Here is a 19733-nt window from a genome sequence, read left to right as displayed (position 1 = left end):
TATGATAAGCTTAGCAACTACCTTTATTCTAGAAATTTAAAATCGACAATTCCCTAAATTTGAGTTTTATGAAATTGGATAAATTAACCAATGGCTTAGAAAATATTCTACAAACTATTGAAGCTAATGAAGGCAACATTAATAATGTGACGCATAACATTCATGACAACTATAAGCTAAGTGCCAAAAACTTATGCCGTTATTTAATTTTAAGGACTTTTGATCTAAGGAAATTTCAAGAAAATCTATCTGAGATTGGCGTCTCTTCAATCCGAACGTCAGAAGGTTATGTGTACAGCAATATTTTTAATGTGGTTAGAAACCTGAAGCTTTTGCAGGGTTTACCAAAAACAGAACCATCAACTATAGAACTAATTGGCTATAAAAAAAGCAAAAAATTGGTTAAAAAAAATGCCAATGCTTTATTTAAAAGAGCACGCACAAAGCATTTTGCAGAAATCATGGTAACGCTACCTAAAAATGCCGCAAAAGATAAATCTGTTATACGAGACATGGCCGAAAATGGCATGGAAATAGCCCGAATAAATTTAGGCCACGGAAAGCTTAAAGACTGGATGCAAATGGTGACCTATATCAAAGAAATAAATAACCAAACCAATTATAATATTAAAATCTACATGGATTTATCAGGTCCTAAGTTTAGAACCTCTACGATTGAAATTCTTAAAGACGATGGCAAAATAGGCAACAGTATTCCTATAAAAAAAGGCGATCATATAATCTTAACTAAACGTACCACTAAAGGAAAACGCTCTAAATTTGATAATACCAATACCCAAATTGAAAAAGCTGAGATTGGTGTCATGCTTCATGAAATCATTGATGACATTAAGGTTGAAGATGTGGTATTTTTTGATGATGGTATGATAAAAGCGCAGGTACTTTCTAAAACAGAACAGGATGTAGAGCTTTTAATTACAGATTGCTATAAGTCTAAATTATCATCCGAAAAAGGCATTAACCTTCCACACACAAAGTATAAATTACCAGCTTTAACAGAACAAGACATCAAGAATCTGCCTTTTGTTTGTGAATATGCAGATATGGTAGGCTATTCATTTGTAAGAGATAAAGAAGATGTTTCATTTTTATTTCAACAACTTCATTTACATGGCGCAAAAGATCTTGGTGTTATTTTTAAAATTGAAAATGTTGAAGCCTTTGAAAACCTTCCTGAAATTTTATTAGAAGGCATGAAACACAATAAAATTGGTGTGATGATTGCGCGCGGCGACCTAGCTGTAGAAGTCGGTTTTGAAAGAATATCAGAAGTACAAAATCAAATATTATGGATTTGTGAAGCGGCACATATTCCAGTGATTTGGGCGACTCAAGTACTTGAGAATTTAGCAAAAACAGGCATTCCTACACGAGCAGAAATCAGTGATGCTACACAAGGTGCGTATGCCGAGTGTGTAATGCTAAACAAGGGTCCTTATATCAATAATGCTATAAAAACCCTTGAAAATATTTTAATTAGAATGGAGTCTAACTCGTTTAAAAGAAAGAATGCTTTACGTCCTTTAAATATCGCAAAAAAATCTACAGATAAGCTATTTAACGCTTAAAGCGCACTTTTGAATTGCTCTAAAAAGCGCACATCGTTTTCACTTAATAAACGAATATCACTAATTTGGTTTAATAACATCGCTATACGGTCAATTCCCATTCCGAATGCAAAACCAGAGTATTCTTTAGAATCAATACCACAATTATCTAAAACATTAGGGTCTACCATACCACAACCCATAATTTCTAACCAACCTGTACCTTTGGTAATTTTGTAATCGGTCTCTGTTTCTAGTCCCCAATACACATCAACTTCTGCACTTGGTTCTGTAAATGGAAAATAAGATGGACGTAATCTAATCTTAGATTTCCCAAACATTTCAGTAGTAAAATATTGAAGGGTTTGTTTTAAATCGGCAAAACTCACATCCTTATCAATGTATAAGCCTTCCACTTGGTGGAAAAAACAATGCGAACGTGCCGAAATAGCTTCATTTCTATATACACGACCAGGTGAAATAGTTCTAATTGGAGGTTGGTTATTTTCCATATAACGTACTTGCACCGAACTGGTATGTGTACGTAATAAAATATCTGGGTCTGTTTGAATAAAAAAGGTATCCTGCATATCTCTAGCCGGATGGTATTCTGGTAAATTTAATGCTGTAAAATTATGCCAATCATCTTCAATTTCTGGACCTTCGCTCACATTAAAACCAACACGAGAAAAGATATCGATAATTTCATTTTTCACTATAGAAATTGGGTGACGTGCACCTATTGAAATCGGTTCTCCAGGACGCGATAGATCCCCATAAATCCCTTTTTCTTCTTCTCTGCTATCGAGCTCATCTTTTAAGGCATTAACTTTAGCTTCAGCAGTGTTCTTAAGCTCATTAATAATTTGTCCGAATTCTCGCTTCTGATCATTCGCTACATTTTTTAATTCACCATAAAACGCTTTTAAATGGCCTTTGGAGCCTAGGTATTTTATTCTAAAGGCTTCAACCTCTTCTTTAGATTGTGCTTTAAAGGTTTCTGCTTCTGCAATGAGTTCTTTTATCTTGTCTATCATCTTGTGCTGAATTTAATTCAGTATGTAATATTGGGTGGCAAATTTAATGATTTTATATAAAAACTTTATCAGTTTAGTAAACTAACTTTACCGAATACGTACAACTTGTCTTGTTATATATTACTCTAACAGGGATAGTTATAAGCACTACTGCCTGTTGGTCATTTCTTTAAAATATTTTTAAAAGAATATTAATCTATATAGTCAGTTTCTACAAAGTAATTCACAATCGCTTCTTTCATCAATACACTTTGTTCACCAGCTTTAAGATGTGGTAATTGTGCTAATACTTTATAATGTGGCCAGCCATCGTCGTCTACATAATCAAATTCGTAAAACCCGTAAGGTGTTAACACCTTACAAATAGCAATATGCATCAAATCGAGTTTATGGTCTTTTTTATATTCGCGGTGCAATTGCCCTAGTTCCTGAACACCAATAAGATATATTATAGAATCTAAATCTAATCGGTCGCCATCTGCAAATTGGTTAGAGAGTTTTTCTACTACCAAATCCCATCGTTCTTTTAATTGTTCGTCTCTTGCCATGCTTTTAAGTTCAATGTTTCAGATTCAAGAATTCGAGTTGTTTTTCAAATTCTTTCAGGTTTCAAAGTTAATAAACTAAAGCAGCTTCACTGACGTTATTATATTAAAATGGCAAAAATCGTTTACTTTTGCCTAAACCGCTAGTTGTATGAGTATTGTTGATATTGTTTTAGCTGCCTTAATATTATTTGGATTTATACGTGGCTTATTTAAAGGGTTCTTTGTAGAAATTGCTTCTTTATTAGCATTAGTTTTAGGCGTTTGGGGCGCCATTCACTTTAGTTATTTTGCTTCAGAATTTTTAGAACCTCGAGTCGACTGGAATGAAAAAACCATGAATATTGTGGCCTTTGCTATTACGTTTGTTGTCATTGTTTTAGCCATAGGCTTAGCAGGAAAAGCCCTAACTAAACTTGCAAATTTTGCAGCCTTAGGACTCCTAAATAAATTGGCAGGTGGTGTTTTTGGTGCTTTAAAAATAGGATTAATCCTTAGTGTGCTCTTAGGTGTATTTGACAAAATGAATGACACCTTACCTTTTATGGAAAAAGAAGATTTAGAAAAAAGCAAGCTATACGCACCTGTAAAATCACTAGCCGCTAAAATTTTTCCTTCAATAATAAAAAGTGATTCTGATGAAAACACAGAAGAAGAAAAAGAAGAGAAATAAAAAAGACCTACAAGGTTTTAGAAACCTTGCAGGCCAAAATTTATTAATCTAAATGATAGATTTCCATAATATCTTTGAGATACTTATCAAAATCAATTTTTAAATCGATGAGTTTACCTGTATGAACATCAAAAACCCAACCATGCAGTCTTAAGCCCCTTTCTCTATATGCTTTTTGTACTGCTGCTGTTTTTAGTAGATTAACACATTGTTCTTTTACATTAAGCTCTACCAAACGGTCATATTTTTTTTCCTCACACTCAATAGTATCAAGCTCATCTTTATGCATTCTATAAACATCTCGAATATTTCGCAACCAGCCATTTAGCACACCTAAATCTGAGGATTGCATGGCTGCCTTTACACCACCACAGGCATAATGACCACAAACCACGGCATGATTAACTTTTAAATGTGTTACAGCGTAGTTAACTACAGACATTCCATTCGCATCTGTACCAACAACCATATTAGCAATGTTTCGATGTACAAAAGCATCACCAGGGCCGAGACCTAACAAGTCTTCAGCCGTTACTCTACTATCAGAACAACCAATGTATAATATTTCTGGTTTTTGCCCTTTACCTAAATTTTCAAAATAATTTGCATCAACGGCAAGTTTATCTGCCACCCATTTTTCGTTATTTTTAAATAGTTTTTTTAAATCCATAGTTTCGTATTAAGTGGTGTATAGTATGCTGAGCTGTATCAAAGTTAGCAAAAATGTATAGCCATCAGTATTACATTATTATATAATCCTGATTTTCTAACATATAAAGCGCTCTATGCAATAACAGTTATCTTGTTTTAATAAAAAAAGGCAGCATTAACAAATAATGCTAATACTACCTTTTTTATAAATTTTTTAATTTATTTATTCGTAAAATGCAACTGCACCTGTATTAACATTATACATGGCACCAATGATTTTAATTTCTCCGTTTTTTTCCATTTCAGAAAGCACTGGACTTTCTGCATGAATTCTGTCGATAGTTAAATCGACATTCATATGAGATACACTATCTACAAAATCTAGATTCTTAGAGGTTCTCAAGTCTGCATCCGCAGGTTCTTTTACCGCTTCTACAGCTGGTGTGATTTTCTCAATTAACTTGGTAAGATTTCCTAATTTAGCATTATCACAAGCCCCTTTAATAGCACCACAACTCGTGTGACCTAAAACTACTATTAGTTTTGTTCCTGCTAATTTAGAGGCAAACTCCATACTCCCTAAAATATCTTCATTTACAAAGTTACCAGCAATACGAACACTAAAAATATCACCTAAGCCTTGGTCAAAAACCAATTCGGCTGAAACTCTAGAATCAATACAGCTTAAAACGGTTGCAAAAGGAAATTGCCCTTCACTGGTATCGTTTACCTGCTCTAACAAATTTCGGTTTGCTTTTAAATTATTCTGAAATCTTACATTTCCTTCTTTTAAAAACTGCAATGACTTTTCTGGTGTCATTGTTGCTTGTGTTTCTTTAGTATGTGCTTTCATATTTTTTTATTTAATAATGTGTTTTTATCAGTCTAATGAAACCAATAATGAAACGTTAAACGTATTTACGGCTTAGTGCAATAAAATTAACTACTAAAGAATTACCATTCTCACTACCTAAACACAATAAATCAATATTACGTTTCAATAGATGTGAAAAAAACGTGGTGAATGTATACGAGTTCTTCTCAAATACAAACGCATACATTTCTAATTCATTTTAGAGGTCTAATCTAACGCTTCTTTTTAAATGTTTTTTATTTATAAATACTTTAATGGCACTTCAATTGCACCATTATATCTTAATGCTTTTAGTATGAAATATTTTAGTTGAGCTTAAAAACCATAAGATTAATTTTAACTCAAACTAATTTCAGACTTAGGTCTTAGCTTAAAAAACTCAATGAAACTTGGTGGATTTTCTACAACGCCACGTTTGGATATCAATTTAATATCAATATTTTTTTCTTTTGCCTTAAAAGCAAAATCTTCGAGAATTTCAATGACATCATAATCGAGATAGCGTGTTTTCCTAACATCAAATTCTAAATAAGAATCTTTTGGTAAACTATCTAATTCCTTTAAAATAGCACCTTTGTTAAAGAAAGTGACTTCCTCAGCAAGCTCCATTTTAATTTTATGTTTTCCATTACTTTTATCTTCGATATGAAGGAAATGCGAATTTTGGTAACTCTTTAATAAAATAACTACAATACCTACTAGCATTCCCAAAGCAATACCAGAAAGTAAATCTGTAAAAACAATACCAACTACGGTTACAATAAATGGCAACCATTGCTTCCACCCTAAATGATACATTTTTTTGAATAATGAAGGTTTAGCTAATTTATAACCAACTAATAATAAAACGGCTGCTAGTACTGCTAACGGAATCATATTAAGTAACGTAGGTATTAAAATCACTGATATTAAAAGTAAGAAACCATGTAAAATAGTTGACATTTTACTTTTTCCACCCGATTGTACGTTAGCTGAACTTCTAACGATTACTTGCGTAATTGGTAAACCTCCTATTAAACCAGAAATTATATTTCCAGCCCCTTGTGCAAGTAATTCTCTGTTTGTTGGGGTTACATTTTTTTCTGGATCGATTTTATCAGAAGCTTCAACAGATAATAATGTTTCAATACTTGCAACTAAAGCAATAGTAAAAGCAACTATCCACACTTCATGATTAAATACAACTCCAAAATTCGGAAAACTAAACTGACCCACAAAAGAAGAAAGGTCTTCTGGTACTGGCACACTAACCATGTGTTTTGACCCTATAGACAACAACTCATTACCTTGAGTAACAGTAAAGAAAACAATACCAGCTACAACTGCTAAGAAAGGCCCAGGAATAACTTTAAATATCTTAGCTTTCTTACCTAATACATTATCCCAAATCAATATAAGAAGTAGACTGATAACTCCAATTAACAAAGCACCTGGATGAATATTTCCCAAAATATTAATTAGCTCAGAAAATGTATTACCACCATCAATTTCAAAAAATTCTAAATCCCAAGCAGATTCTTCATCATAACCAAAAAAGTTTGGAATTTGCTTTAAAATAATGATGATACCAATACCGGTTAACATTCCTTTAATAACAGATGAAGGAAAGTAATACCCAATAACGCCGGCTTTTAAAACTCCAAAAATTATTTGAATAATTCCACCTAAAACAACAGCAACAAGAAAATTTTCATAACTTCCTAACGTTGTAATAGCGGTTAAAACAATGGCTGCCAAACCTGCCGCAGGTCCACTAACACCTAATTTAGAACCACTTAAACCTCCTACTACAATTCCCCCAATAATCCCTGCAATTATACCAGAAAATAATGGAGCTCCACTTGCAAGAGCAATACCCAAACATAGTGGTAATGCCACAAAGAATACGACAATACTCGCTGGTATGTCGCTTTTTAAATTTTTAAACATGTATATAACGATTTTTTACTATTGAATTCAATTTTATATCAATAGTTAATTTTAATATTTAGTTACAAGACAGAAGCTGTCTAACGGATAAAATATTAAATAAAATCGGGAGGTGGAAAGACAACATTAAGCTGAGGATTAGGATATTGCTTAAACATATAACCTGTAAGATTAAGCGTCGTTTTATCCTCAATTAAAGATTCTAATGTTTGGTTATTTTTATCGAAAAGAAGTTTGATTTTTGAATTTTCTTCCTCTTCGCTTATGCTATAAAATTCTGTAGTATCTATAGAATCATCAATAGATGAAATAACAGTTGGCGTCACAAGAAGTCCCACAAATATTATGGTTAAAAAAATTGATAGCCTGTATTTACTGCTCTCTCGCATAAGCGACAAATATAATAGTTCCAAATGAACCGAGTGTTAAATAAGTTCTAAAAAACTTTTAATAATTTAATGTCTGTTGAAGGAATCCAACCTATAGAATTATCTGAAAGCTGAATTTTTCTCCAATCGTCATAAGATTCTAAGACCTGAACTTTAGTGCCTTCGTGTAATCTAAACACCTCTTCACTTGCAGGGTTAGGGTCTGTTTTTACTCTACTTTCTTGTGCAAAGATAATTGCAGGATTATTCTTATTATTTAAACTTTCTTTCTGAAATGACATTGCTAATGAAAAGAAAGCTACAAATAAGCTTATTAAACTCACCACAAATGCAACTCGTTTCTTAGAGCTGGTATAAGAAAAATGATAGGTTAAAAATATAATTACAAACAACAACACACCACCAACGGCAATTTTTGCCCAAGTATCCATACTAAATGTGTTCACTAAATTATTGGTAAGTCTAGAAAATCCTACTTTAGGCACCTCATCAATAGCATCAATCGTCATATTTTCTGCAAATGCTAAATTGTTTTGTAAATCTTTATTATTAGGCGCTAGTAACAATGCTTTTTCATAATAATAAATGCTAGGTGCAATATTATTAAGTTTATAGTTGGCATTACCTAAGTTAAAATACAACTCCGCTGAATGCTGTTCGGTGTCTAAAATAGATTCATATTTATCTATAGCTTCAGCATATTTACCATCATTATACAAGCTATTAGCTTCGCTAAAAATTTGATCATTTTGCGAAAAACTAATGTTGCTTAAACAACATAAAAGTAAGAGGGCAATAATTCTCATATTATCTCAGTTGCTTATCAATTAATGAAATCGTTTTTGCGGCTTTGTCATAATCATTCTCCATGGTAACTTGCGTAATTGGTGTATATCGTGCCAGTTCACAATTTTCTAAAATTGAAATAAAATCTGATACCACAGCGCCTTCAACTTGTCGTTCTAATAAAAGGCTTTCAATTTTTTCCTTATTAAAATCACTGGTTTCTATATTCAATTTTGCTTTTAAATAATTATGAAGTGCTTTTTCTAAGGCTAAATAAAACGTTTCTTTTTGGCCAAGCGCTTTTTTTGCTTCGGTCAAATACTTTTTAGCCAAACGATCAGCCTTTCTTATACGATTACCCTGCACATCGGCATTACGAGCATCTTGTTTTCGTCTAACAACTATAGCCAACGGAATGGCTAAAAATGGCAATAAAAATAAAGACCAAAATCCTGTAGATTTAAAAAACGATTCTGTTGTTGTATGAGACCAATTTGATTCGGTTTTAATAAATGCAAATGTATCGGTGTTTATAGCTACATTTTGCTTTGTATTTGCCGTCGCATTTTGTTCGGTATTGCTAGATGCCATAGGACCTTCTAAAACATCGATTACAATCTCGTCTGAAGTAATACGTTTATAGCTTTCCGTTTTGGGGTCAAAATATGAAAACGAGATACTAGGTACCGGATATTTCCCTCTGTACTGTGGTACAAGTGTATAAGTATCAGTAATACTACCTCGCATTCCACTTAAATTGGTCCTAACATTCTCCTGATGCTCTGGTTCATAAACTTCTAATGAACTTGGAACGGTTAACTTAGGCAGTTCGAATAACTTTAAATTACCTTGCCCTAAAACTTCAATTTTAGCTTGAAGCGATTCCGTAGCATTCAACTGTGTTTTAGATGTAGTAACATTAAATGAATAATCACCTACAGCACCTTTAAAATCAGAAGGTTTCCCTTGCTCTGGCAATGGTTTTACATTAACTGTTTTACTACCAGCTGTAACCAGTTGTGGCACCTTGGTCATCAAACGTCTACCAAAAATATCACGCTTGTTAGAGGGCACTTCTACATTAACATCTAGCACTAACGGCTCTAATTTTAATTCGCCTGTTTTCTGTGGGTAAAGTACTGTTTTTTTAAGAACCACATATCGGTATGCTTCGCCTTTGTATTCACCATTAAGAATATCAAATCCTTTAACTTCTATATTTTGACTCCAAAAATCATTATACCTTGGGTTATCTTTTTCTCGCCAACCACTAACCACCGTTTGTTGAGATACATAAAGCTTATAAACAATAGAAATAGGTTCGTTAATGTAAGGATTGCTGTTACTTAATTCAGCGACTAAATGCACATTTTCAGCGGCAATATCTGAAGCTGCTGTATTAGCGTTAGGTTGACTTACCGCAGCAGTGACATTAATGGTTATAGGAAATGTTTTATAGGTTTCACCATCTATTTCAATCGTAGCCTGTTTAATTGTAAATTTTCCACGTGTTTTTGGGGCTAAAAAATAGCTATAGGTTTTAGTATACGATAGCTGACCATTTCTTGAATAATTACGAACAGATGTATTAGGACCACCAACCACATCAAAATTTTCGAAACTAGGTGGCACAAAATTGTCACCATCTTGGTTCATTTCAAAATCGATACGTAAACGCTCGTTAATTCCTAACTTCTGCTTACTTACTTTGGCTTCAAATTTTACTTGTGCCGAAGCCATACTTGTTGTAAGTATGAAGAATACTATTGATATGTAATTTTTAATACTCATAATAGTGACGATTTTAGAATTACAATTCATCTAATGCGGATTAGAAATCGCAATTCAATCATCGTAGTTTGTTTTTACCAGTCTTTTTCTGTTTTTACTTTAGCACCTTTTTGCTTTTCAGCATTTATCTTTTCTTGAACTTTTTGTTCTTGATTTTGCATCGCTTCTAAAATATTCTTTATCTGCTGAGGCGACATTTGTCCAGGTTGAGGCTTTGGTTTTTGGTTGTTATCCTTATTATCCTCACCGCCTTTACCTTCATCTTTTTTATCATCTTTAGGTTTTCCTTCGTCATCTTTATCCTTATCGCCATCCTTCTTATCTTGGTCGCCTTCGTCTTTTTTATCTTCTTTGTCTTCGTTATTTTCGCCGTCTTTCTTTTCTTCGTCTTCTTTATCTTGCTCTTGCTCTTGGTCGTCGTCTTTTTTATCTTCTTCACCACCACCATCTTGCTTCTGTTGTTCAGCACATTCCTTAGCTAAAGCAAAATTATAGCGGGTTTCTTCGTCATTGGGATTATTACGTAAAGCATTTTTAAACACTTCAACTGCTTCTTTACACTGTTTATTTTCCATTAACACATTACCCATGTTATGGAATGCTCTATGTTTTTCTTCTTTAGTAATGGCATTTTTAGCAGCTTCTTGACTTCTGAATAAAGCCTCATCAAAACTCCCTTTTTTATAGTAAGAATGCGCTAAGTTATAAGCACCAACAGCTTTGCTAGGCGCTTCAGAAATAGCTTTCCTGTAGGCCATTTCAGCTTCAATGTAATTATCTTCTCCAACAAGCTCATTGGCTTGATGCACAAGATTATTAGCATTTTTTTCGGATTTTAATTGTGCTTTATCAAGGTCTTGAGAAAAACCAAAACTACCAATTAAAAATGCACTAAGTAGGATATAAAATTTCATGTGTAATTCGCTATTATAGTTTCTATAAAATCACATGATACAGTCTTTATGACCATGCGCTTAAATTTAAAAAAATTTGACAAAAATTTTCATATTAATTTAAATTTTGAAAACGACCTCTAAATTACTAAAGCCCTTAGCAACTCTGCGTTAAAGAAATTCTAAAAATTTCAATTTGCGTGTTTCAATTATTTATAAGTTTTCTTCGAGTCTATTATTAATAGCTATTTTTTAGTTGGTTCTTCTAAATATAGGTTTCATTAAATAGATTTAACTTCTTTAACCAAGCCGTTTTTCGTTCTAAGAAAAATATATCGATGAATAGTAACAAGATTCCGAAAGCTAAAAACCATTGAAACTGATCTTTAAAATCAGCGATTTGCTTGGACTCAAATTCTTGTTTATCCATTTTATCTAATTCTTCTTTTATGGTATTAACCACATCAGCAGTATTTCTTCCGTTGATGTAAACACCATTCGCTTCTGCTGCAATATCTCTTAAAGTGGTTTCATCTAGTCGTGTAATTACCGTTTCACCTTGATTATCTTTCTTGTAGTTTGAAATGACACCGTTTCGTTTAATCGGAATAGGCCCACCTTTAGAATCACCAACACCAATGGTTAGAATTCTTATGCCTTGTTCTGCAGCTTCTTCGGCAACATCGAGTGCTTCTCCATCGTGATCTTCTCCATCTGAGATGATAATTAAAACCCGATTAGATTGCGCTTCATTATCATAATAGGTTTTTGAAAGTTGAATGGCTTCACTAATCGCTGTTCCTTGTGAAGATAACATATCCGTATTCATATTTTGCAAAAACATCTTTGCTGAAGCGTAATCGGTTGTTATAGGCAATTGCGGAAAGGCTTTACCTGCATAGGCAATAATACCTACACGATCACTCACCAAACTATTGACTATTTGTGTCACCAATTGCTTAGATTTCTCTAATCGATTAGGCGCAATATCTTCGGCCAGCATACTTTTTGATACGTCGATTGCAAAAACCACATCGACACCTTCACTACGAACGGTTTCTAACTTGGTCCCTATTTTTGGATTTACTAAAGCTAAAGACAGACATGCAAATGCAGCACATAGTACAAACACTTTTAAAATACTTTTAAATAAGGATTGATTAGGACTCAAACGTTTTAACAAAGCAGAATTAGCAAATTTTCGCTGTGCCGAACGTCGCCATAGTTGTAAAACTAAAAACAACAGAATGATGACTGGAATTACCAGCAACGTCCAAAACCATATTTTTTCATCGAGTCTAAACAAAGCTTCTAAATATTGTATTTCTTAATAATAATTCTAACAATAACAACAATCCGGCCAGTAGTACTAATGGCCTGTATTTCTCATCGTAATTGTAGTATTTTTTTTCTTCTATTTCAGTTTTTTCAAGTTTATTGATTTCCTCATAAATCTCGGCTAACTTATCATTGTCCGTGGCTCTAAAATATTTTCCTCCGGTTTCTGCAGCAATTTCTTTTAGTAAGACTTCATCAATTTCTACTTGTATGCGACCGTAACCAAAGGTTCCATTTGGATTAATCCGCACTGGAGACAAGGCCATTCCGTTAGTCCCTAATCCGATAGCATAAACTTTAATGCCGTATTCGACAGCCAATTCACTGGCGATTTTTGGATCTATAAAGCCTGAATTATTAACACCATCCGTTAACAGAATAATAACTTTACTCTTGGCTTTACTATCTTTTAATCGGTTTACAGAAGTTGCTAATCCCATACCAATAGCGGTACCACCTTCTATAAGAGAATTATAATTGATATCTCTTAAAGATCGTTTTACAATAGATTTATCACTTGTTATTGGTGTTTTTGTATAAGCTTCTCCTGCGTATTCTACCAAACCAATTCGGTCACTTGGTCGTCCATCTATAAAATCGGCTGCCACTTCTTTTAAAGCGTCTAATCGGTTTGGGCGTAAATCTTTTGCCAGCATACTTGCTGATACATCAATAGCCATAACGATATCAATTCCGCTCGTGGTTTTAGTTTGCGTAGACACATCCACGGTTCTTGGTCTTGCCAAGGCCGTAATTAAAAACGCTAAAGCAATTAGACGCAGCGCAAAAAGCACATGCCTCAATTTAGACCAAAATGATGATACCCCTTTAAATCCTTTAATACTCGACATTTTTAACTCTGCCGTTTGTTTACTTTGTTTAAGGACATACCACACTATAGCTATTGGCAAAAGCAATAACAGCCAAAAGAATTCTATATTTAAAAATTGTATATGCTCGAACATTAGTTTTCCTTTTCTTCTTCTATTTCGTCTGGTTTCAACTCTATGGAATCTACGATACGATCAATTATAGCATCGGCATAATTATCTTCCGCGCTCCAATTTAAAATAATCTGCTGTCGTACGTTTTCTGCTCTAAATAAAAACAAATTATATTTAGCTGGCTTAGTACTAGCTTCATCTATAGCCAAATTCATTGTCCCATAAACCCTAAAGCCTTCTGCACCATTAGGCGTTGTGAATTTTTCACGTTTTACCGTAATATCTTTGGCACCTTGAGACTCTAATGTATTTAAATAGGTTTCTGAAGCTTTAACTAAATCTTCAGATTTTTCTTCATCTGTCAGTTGTTTTGGTTGCCCTTGAGCATCTGTTAGATTAAAAGCTGTGGTGCTCACTTGGATATCTAGTCCTTGTTTTTCACCTAAATATCTAAAAACTGAAGTCTTAATTTTATCTTTTTGAGCTTCTGGAACCTCAACTTCTTCACGCCTTAAAACCTCTGGTGTTTCTATCCATATAGGCGGAAAACCATAAGCACTCTCTACCCAATTACCTTCTAATAACTCCTTACTTTCATCACCAATAATCGTATCATTTACATAACCGAAACCGTACTTTATACCAAAACCTACATAGGTTGCTACGATTAGAAATAATGAAATAATAACGGTCAACCAGATTTTTTTACGCTTCTTCTTGCGTTCTTGTTCTTCCTTATATTTTTGATCTAATAGTTTTTCTTCTTCTGAAGGTTCTGGCAAACTAACTTTAACGTTATCTATGGCTTTATCTATAGTCTTTTTATCCATTTCGGCAAGTGCCGTATCTGGTGCAGACTTTGCAAACTTTACTAAATCGGCACGTTGTAAAATAGATTCGAGATGTAGAATCGTTTCTTTTGAAAGTGGTACCTGATTACCATCTTTTAACAAATTTAGATGATTAATCAATTCTGATGTGGTACTCTCTAAAGCACGATCATACACTTTTTCATCTAAATATTTTCTAATAATGAAGGTCAACTCTGAATAATACTCCTTGACTTCTGAACGAATTAAATATTGACTTTCATCGAGTTTAGACAAGGCTAATTTAGCACGATCATAAGGAGGTAACAACGCTATTTCTTCAGCTTCTGTTAATGGTTTTTTTCGCCATATAAACCAATACAATAAAAACGCAACTGCTGCAACAGCTAAAACGATAAGCAACGCCCAAAGCCACCAAGTACTGATACTTTTTTCAACTTCAATAATAGGTTTTATATCGTAGAGTTTCTGCTTAGTGGTATCTACTTCAATTGTATTTACTGCCACTTTTAAGGAATCGGTGAAAAAAGACTGATCGCCGATAAGAATTTTTTGTCTCGGAATGGTGTAAGCACCCGAATCAAATTGCGTGAGTTTGTAAATTCTAGACAGTAAAAACTTAGCCTCATTTTTAGTGGTGTCAATATCTAAAGCCTCAACAGCTTCTAATGGCATAAACGTTTGCCCTTCCGGAAAAACAACTAAGGATGTAGAATCAGCTTCAACATTAATTTTATAGTCTATTTGCTCACCAATTCTAATCGTTGTGGTATCTATTTCTGTAGTGACTTGTGCTGACAAGGAAAAAGTAGCCAGAAAAAAGAGCATGGAACATAAACCAACAATGGAAGTCCTATGACGGAAGACTAATATGTCCTCGTTTTTTGTTAGTATGCTAAATATATTTTTTAAACCTTTCACTTTACACTTCTTTCTTTTCCATTTTAACTTCAAACGCCGTGCTTCAAGTTTCATAGTCATTATCCTCTTCTTTTAAAATACCCCAGCAACTTTTTTACATAGCTTTCATCGACTCTACAATCAATGGTACCTGCGCCAGATTTAGTAAAACTATCTTTAAAGTAGTTCACTTTTTCATGGTAATATTTACTGTAATTTTGTCTTACACTTTTAGAGGCTGTATTTACTAACATTAATTCGCCAGTTTCCTCATCCTGCATTTGCACCATACCTATATTAGGAATCTCAGCTTCGTGTTTATCGTAGATTCTAATCCCTGTAATATCATGTCGGCCGGCAGCTATTTTTAGATTTTGCTTATAATCGTCTGCAACAAAATCGGACAGCACAAAAACAATCGCTTTCTTCTTCATAACGTTAGACAAAAATTTAAAGGCTTCTGCAACGTTGGTCTGTTTACTTTTAGGTTGAAATTCTAACAGTTCGCGTATAATTCTAAGCACATGCGAACGGCCTTTTTTAGGCGGAATATATAGTTCAATCTCATCTGAAAATAAGATTAAACCTATTTTATCATTATTCTGTGTGGCTGAAAATGCTAATGTCGCAGCAATTTCAGTCACAATTTCATCTTTAAACTGATTTTCTGTTCCAAACATTTCACTACCCGAAACGTCAGCCATAAGCATCATTGTTAACTCACGCTCCTCTTCAAAAACCTTAATGTAAGGTTCGTTATATCGCGCGGTAACATTCCAGTCTATATTTCTAACATCATCACCAAACTGGTACTGGCGCACTTCAGAAAAAGTCATACCACGGCCCTTGAAAGTCGAGTGGTATTCGCCTCCAAATATATGATCAGACAAACGTCTTGTCTTAATCTCTATTTTTCGTACTTTTTTGAGTAATTCTTTAGTGTCCATTTTTTGATGTTCAAGATTTAATATTTAAGATTCAAGGTTTAGTAACTTTGAATTTTTGAACTTAAAATTTTGAATCTTTAAGGTACCTCAATTTGGTTTACAATCTTATTGATAATGTCTTCAGAAGTTACATTTTCAGCTTCAGCTTCATAGGTAATACCTATTCTATGACGTAAAATATCATAAACAACAGCTCTAACATCTTCTGGTATAACATAGCCTCTTCGTTTTATAAACGCATAACATTTAGCTGCAGCAGCTAAATTAATACTACCACGTGGAGAAGCACCAAAAGAAATTAAGGGTTTTAAATCCGCTAATCCATATTTTTCAGGATAACGTGTGGCGAAAATAATATCGAGAATATATTTTTCTATTTTTTCATCCATGTAAACCTCTTTAACTGCTTTTTGGGCACTTAAAATCTGCGCTACAGAAACTACAGGATTCACCTTTTCATAAGTCCCTCTTAAATTGGCTCTTACAATTTGTTGTTCATCATCTATAGTTGGATAATCGATTACTGTTTTTAACATAAAACGATCCACTTGCGCTTCTGGCAACGGATAAGTTCCTTCTTGCTCTACTGGGTTCTGCGTTGCCATTACTAAGAAAGGCTTATCTAAAACAAAAGTTTCATCTCCAATAGTCACTTGTTTTTCTTGCATGGCTTCAAGCAAAGCAGATTGCACTTTTGCTGGTGCTCTGTTAATCTCATCTGCTAAAACAAAATTGGCGAAGATGGGTCCTTTTTTAATGGTAAAGTCATTCTCCTTCATATTGAAGATAAGCGTACCAACAACATCTGCAGGTAATAAATCTGGTGTAAACTGAACCCTACTAAAACTAGCATCAATGGCTTTAGACAGCGTGTTAATTGCCAATGTTTTTGCCAAACCTGGCACACCTTCTAATAAAATGTGACCTTGACCTAATAAGCCAATCAACAAACGTTCTACCATGTGCTTTTGCCCAACAATTACCTTATTCATTTCAAAGGTTAATAAGTCTACAAATGCACTTTCTTTTTCAATCTTTTCATTAATTGACTTAATGTCAACTGTACTCGTTTCTTCCATTATTTAAGAGTTTAAGAACAAAACTATTTTTATACCATTTTTGATAAAATTTCAAGAAATGGTTTCGTCATATTTTAGAGGATGCAAAGTGTTAAAATTTTTTCTTAGTTGCTGTTAACAATTGGTTAAAAAAAAGAGCAACACCGAAGTATCGCTCTTTATTAAGATTTAATTATGGATTAGGGTTAATTAATATTAAAACTTTCTTATTTCTGTGAAGAGTTTTGGATTGAGGGTCATCATATTTTCAGCTTCATTAAAACTTACCGAAGCATCTAAATCTATATTAATCATTAAATCATAAAAATGGTTGGCTTCAAAATCTAGCTCAATTAAATTTGATGGTGTAGCGTTACCATTTTCAGCAACATCTAAACTGACTAACATTTCGTCGATATTCATAAAATTGTTATCACCAAGCACTAATCTTATTTCATAAATGAAAGCTGATGCTATTTCAGAATGATTAACTAATAATAACTCAGATTCACTTCTTAATTTCGAAACATCATAAGTTCCTGTATTAACAGTACTTAAACTCACCCAAGCATTTGCTGAGCTACTATCTTCTTTTACTCTTAGCTGAATGCCTTCGATTTCTAAAAATATATCTTTAAGTTTACTAGAATCACTTTTTAGGCTTACAGTTATACCTGTGTAGTCAACATTGCTACTAATATCATCTTTAGCACAACTAGAAAAATTAACTACAATAAGTGTAAAGATTAAAAGTTTAATCGTTTGAATAGGTTTCATAATTTGGGGGCTGTTAAATAATTATACCCCAATGATATTGTATTCTTGATGTTTTCAGTATTTTTATACACCAATTGCATAAAAACCCGTATAAAATGAAAACAAAGTGAAATATTCCCGATTAATTGCAGGTACTATGACTTGGGGGAGTTGGGGTAAGCAACTCTCAAAAAAAGAAATGGCAGCCTTAATGAATTTCTGCGTTTCAAATCAAATTACCACTTTTGACCATGCTGATATTTATGGCGCATATACCACTGAAGCTGATTTTGGTAATGCCTTTGCAGATTCAGGCTTGAAACGTGAAGCTATTCAACTGATTTCAAAATGTGGTATTCAAGATATAAGCGACAACCGAAACAACAGCGTTAAACACTATAATTACAGCAAAGATTATATTATATGGTCTGCTGAAGAATCCTTACAACATCTTAAAACCGATTATTTAGACCTTTTACTTTTACACAGACCTAGTCCGTTAATGGTTGCTGAAGAAATTGCCGAAGCGATCACCATCTTAAAGAAAGAAGGAAAAATTAGAGATTTTGGGGTATCGAATTTTACACCTTCGCAAATGGACATGATTGGTTTACGTATGGATATTGACGTGAACCAAATTGAATTTTCACTTACAGAACATTCTGCCATGCATGATGGAACTTTAGATTATCTAAAAACATGTGGTATAAAGCCAATGGCTTGGTCGCCTTTAGGTTCTATTTTTAAAGACGACAATGAACAAAACATACGTATTCATAAACAACTCAGTGAACTAAAAGATAAATACAATGCAACTGAAGACCAATTATTATTAGCATGGATTATGAAACATCCCGCAAATATTCACCCTGTAGTTGGCACAACAACTGAAGAACGCTTAAAGTTATCGGTTGAAGCCGCAAAAATTGAATTGGAATTAGAAGATTGGTTTTTAATATTGGTGGCCGCTCAGGGACATAAGGTGCCATAGGTGAGTTCACTGTCTCAGTAGTAGCATTCAGTTGCTTACTCATAAACATATATTCCTGCTTTCTCTTAAACTATAGAACTATGAAAAAAACAGCATTAATAACAGGAGCTACAAGTGGTATAGGCAGAGCAACCGCTTATGAATTTGCCAAGCATGGCATTAACCTAGTTCTATGTGGCCGCAGACAAGAACGACTAAACACTATCCAAGAAGCATTATCTGATATAGTTAATGTACACACCTTGAATTTTGATGTCCGTGATAAAGCAGAAACACTCAAAGCTATTGCTTCATTACCACAAGAATTTAAGCAAATTGATATTTTAATTAATAATGCCGGAAATGCTCATGGTTTAGACCCTATTCAAAATGGTGATTTAGATGACTGGGATGCTATGATAGATATAAATGTGAAAGGCTTGCTTTATGTGAGTAAAGCGATTATCCCAGGGATGACAGAACGCCAATCTGGACAAATTATTAACATCGGCTCTTCAGCCGGAAAAGAAGTTTATCCCAATGGCAATGTGTATTGCGGAAGTAAACACGCCGTTTTAGCCATAACAGAAGGTATGCGAATAGATTTGAATCCTTTTGAAATCAAAGTTGGCGCCATTAATCCTGGTTTGGTAGAAACAGAATTTTCAGAAGTCCGGTTTAAAGGCGATGCTATTGCAAACAATGTGTATAAAGGTTATAAAGCCCTACAAGCAGAAGATGTTGCAGAGGTTATTTATTTTGCCGTTTCTAGACCTGCACATGTGAATATAGCCGATGTACTGATGTTTTGTACTGCACAAGCCAACTCCACGATTGTGAAAAAATCTAATTAA

General features: G+C 33.7%; 19 protein-coding genes. 4 read left to right on the top strand and 15 right to left on the bottom strand.

Going from position 1 to position 19733, the window contains the following annotated elements; all coding sequences use genetic code 11:
* The first annotated feature begins 68 nt into the window (after nt 1-68).
* Nucleotides 69-1589, top strand: coding sequence for a pyruvate kinase (locus HM982_RS09335; protein WP_179352893.1), 1521 nt, complete (start codon nt 69-71; stop codon nt 1587-1589).
* On the opposite strand, the gene pheS is transcribed toward HM982_RS09335, so the two are convergent.
* Entirely contained in the window at nt 1586-2605 is a 1020-nt protein-coding gene (gene pheS / locus HM982_RS09330) for a phenylalanine--tRNA ligase subunit alpha (protein WP_179352892.1), read from the bottom strand. The genes HM982_RS09335 and pheS overlap by 4 nt on opposite strands.
* Before the next feature lie 191 nt (nt 2606-2796).
* A complete protein-coding gene (locus HM982_RS09325; RefSeq protein ID WP_179352891.1) occupies nt 2797-3153 on the bottom strand; it encodes a hypothetical protein in 357 nt (118 codons plus the stop codon).
* A 148-nt stretch (nt 3154-3301) separates the two neighbouring features.
* On the opposite strand from HM982_RS09325, the gene HM982_RS09320 reads away from it, so the two are divergent.
* Entirely contained in the window at nt 3302-3823 is a 522-nt protein-coding gene (locus HM982_RS09320; protein ID WP_179352890.1) for a CvpA family protein, read from the top strand.
* Between the two features lie 43 nt (nt 3824-3866).
* Here HM982_RS09320 and HM982_RS09315 read toward each other — a convergent pair whose 3' ends face one another.
* The 13 genes from HM982_RS09315 to HM982_RS09255 all read right to left on the bottom strand — a co-directional run bounded on the left by HM982_RS09315 (nt 3867) and on the right by HM982_RS09255 (nt 17930).
* A complete protein-coding gene (locus tag HM982_RS09315; RefSeq protein ID WP_179352889.1) occupies nt 3867-4493 on the bottom strand; it encodes a carbonic anhydrase in 627 nt (208 codons plus the stop codon).
* A gap of 204 nt (nt 4494-4697) precedes the next feature.
* Nucleotides 4698-5327 (bottom strand): carbonic anhydrase family protein, encoded by a 630-nt coding sequence (locus tag HM982_RS09310; RefSeq protein WP_179352888.1) that lies wholly within the window; start codon nt 5325-5327, stop codon nt 4698-4700.
* A 357-nt stretch (nt 5328-5684) separates the two neighbouring features.
* Nucleotides 5685-7277, bottom strand: coding sequence for a SulP family inorganic anion transporter (locus HM982_RS09305; protein WP_179352887.1), 1593 nt, complete (start codon nt 7275-7277; stop codon nt 5685-5687).
* A gap of 95 nt (nt 7278-7372) precedes the next feature.
* The gene (locus HM982_RS09300) at nt 7373-7615 is read right to left on the bottom strand and encodes a hypothetical protein (protein ID WP_179352886.1); all 243 of its coding nucleotides are present in this window, start codon (nt 7613-7615) and stop codon (nt 7373-7375) included.
* A 98-nt stretch (nt 7616-7713) separates the two neighbouring features.
* On the bottom strand, nt 7714-8472 hold the full coding sequence (locus HM982_RS09295; RefSeq protein ID WP_179352885.1) for a tetratricopeptide repeat protein: 759 nt from the start codon (nt 8470-8472) through the stop codon (nt 7714-7716).
* Between the two features lies 1 nt (nt 8473).
* Nucleotides 8474-10243 carry a BatD family protein gene (locus HM982_RS09290; RefSeq protein WP_179352884.1) on the bottom strand — a complete coding sequence of 590 codons (1770 nt, stop codon included), beginning with the start codon at nt 10241-10243 and terminating at the stop codon, nt 8474-8476.
* Nucleotides 10244-10317: 74 nt separating this feature from the next.
* A complete protein-coding gene (locus HM982_RS09285; protein WP_179352883.1) occupies nt 10318-11157 on the bottom strand; it encodes an aerotolerance regulator BatC in 840 nt (279 codons plus the stop codon).
* 244 nt (nt 11158-11401) lie between these two features.
* Nucleotides 11402-12442 carry a vWA domain-containing protein gene (locus tag HM982_RS09280; RefSeq protein WP_179352882.1) on the bottom strand — a complete coding sequence of 347 codons (1041 nt, stop codon included), beginning with the start codon at nt 12440-12442 and terminating at the stop codon, nt 11402-11404.
* Complete coding sequence (locus HM982_RS09275) at nt 12435-13439, bottom strand: vWA domain-containing protein (RefSeq protein WP_179352881.1); 1005 nt, start codon at nt 13437-13439, stop codon at nt 12435-12437. The genes HM982_RS09280 and HM982_RS09275 overlap by 8 nt, the downstream gene beginning before the upstream one ends.
* Nucleotides 13439-15229 carry a hypothetical protein gene (locus HM982_RS09270; protein WP_246296689.1) on the bottom strand — a complete coding sequence of 597 codons (1791 nt, stop codon included), beginning with the start codon at nt 15227-15229 and terminating at the stop codon, nt 13439-13441. The genes HM982_RS09275 and HM982_RS09270 overlap by 1 nt, the downstream gene beginning before the upstream one ends.
* Nucleotides 15229-16095, bottom strand: coding sequence for a DUF58 domain-containing protein (locus HM982_RS09265; protein WP_179352880.1), 867 nt, complete (start codon nt 16093-16095; stop codon nt 15229-15231). Before HM982_RS09265 ends, HM982_RS09270 begins: the two co-directional genes overlap by 1 nt.
* Before the next feature lie 77 nt (nt 16096-16172).
* Nucleotides 16173-17174, bottom strand: coding sequence for an AAA family ATPase (locus tag HM982_RS09260; protein ID WP_179352879.1), 1002 nt, complete (start codon nt 17172-17174; stop codon nt 16173-16175).
* A gap of 195 nt (nt 17175-17369) precedes the next feature.
* Nucleotides 17370-17930, bottom strand: coding sequence for a DUF4382 domain-containing protein (locus HM982_RS09255; protein ID WP_179352878.1), 561 nt, complete (start codon nt 17928-17930; stop codon nt 17370-17372).
* Nucleotides 17931-18036: 106 nt separating this feature from the next.
* Between HM982_RS09255 and HM982_RS09250 the strand changes: the two genes are divergently transcribed.
* Both HM982_RS09250 and HM982_RS09245 read left to right on the top strand, forming a co-directional pair.
* Complete coding sequence (locus HM982_RS09250; protein WP_317167423.1) at nt 18037-18900, top strand: aldo/keto reductase; 864 nt, start codon at nt 18037-18039, stop codon at nt 18898-18900.
* An 80-nt stretch (nt 18901-18980) separates the two neighbouring features.
* Nucleotides 18981-19733 carry an SDR family NAD(P)-dependent oxidoreductase gene (locus HM982_RS09245; protein WP_179352877.1) on the top strand — a complete coding sequence of 251 codons (753 nt, stop codon included), beginning with the start codon at nt 18981-18983 and terminating at the stop codon, nt 19731-19733.

Source organism: Winogradskyella vidalii, assembly GCF_013403955.1.
Lineage (GTDB): Bacteria > Bacteroidota > Bacteroidia > Flavobacteriales > Flavobacteriaceae > Winogradskyella > Winogradskyella vidalii.
The sequence above is the reverse complement of the archived record's forward strand: the minus strand, read 5'-3'. Positions and strand labels throughout refer to the sequence as shown.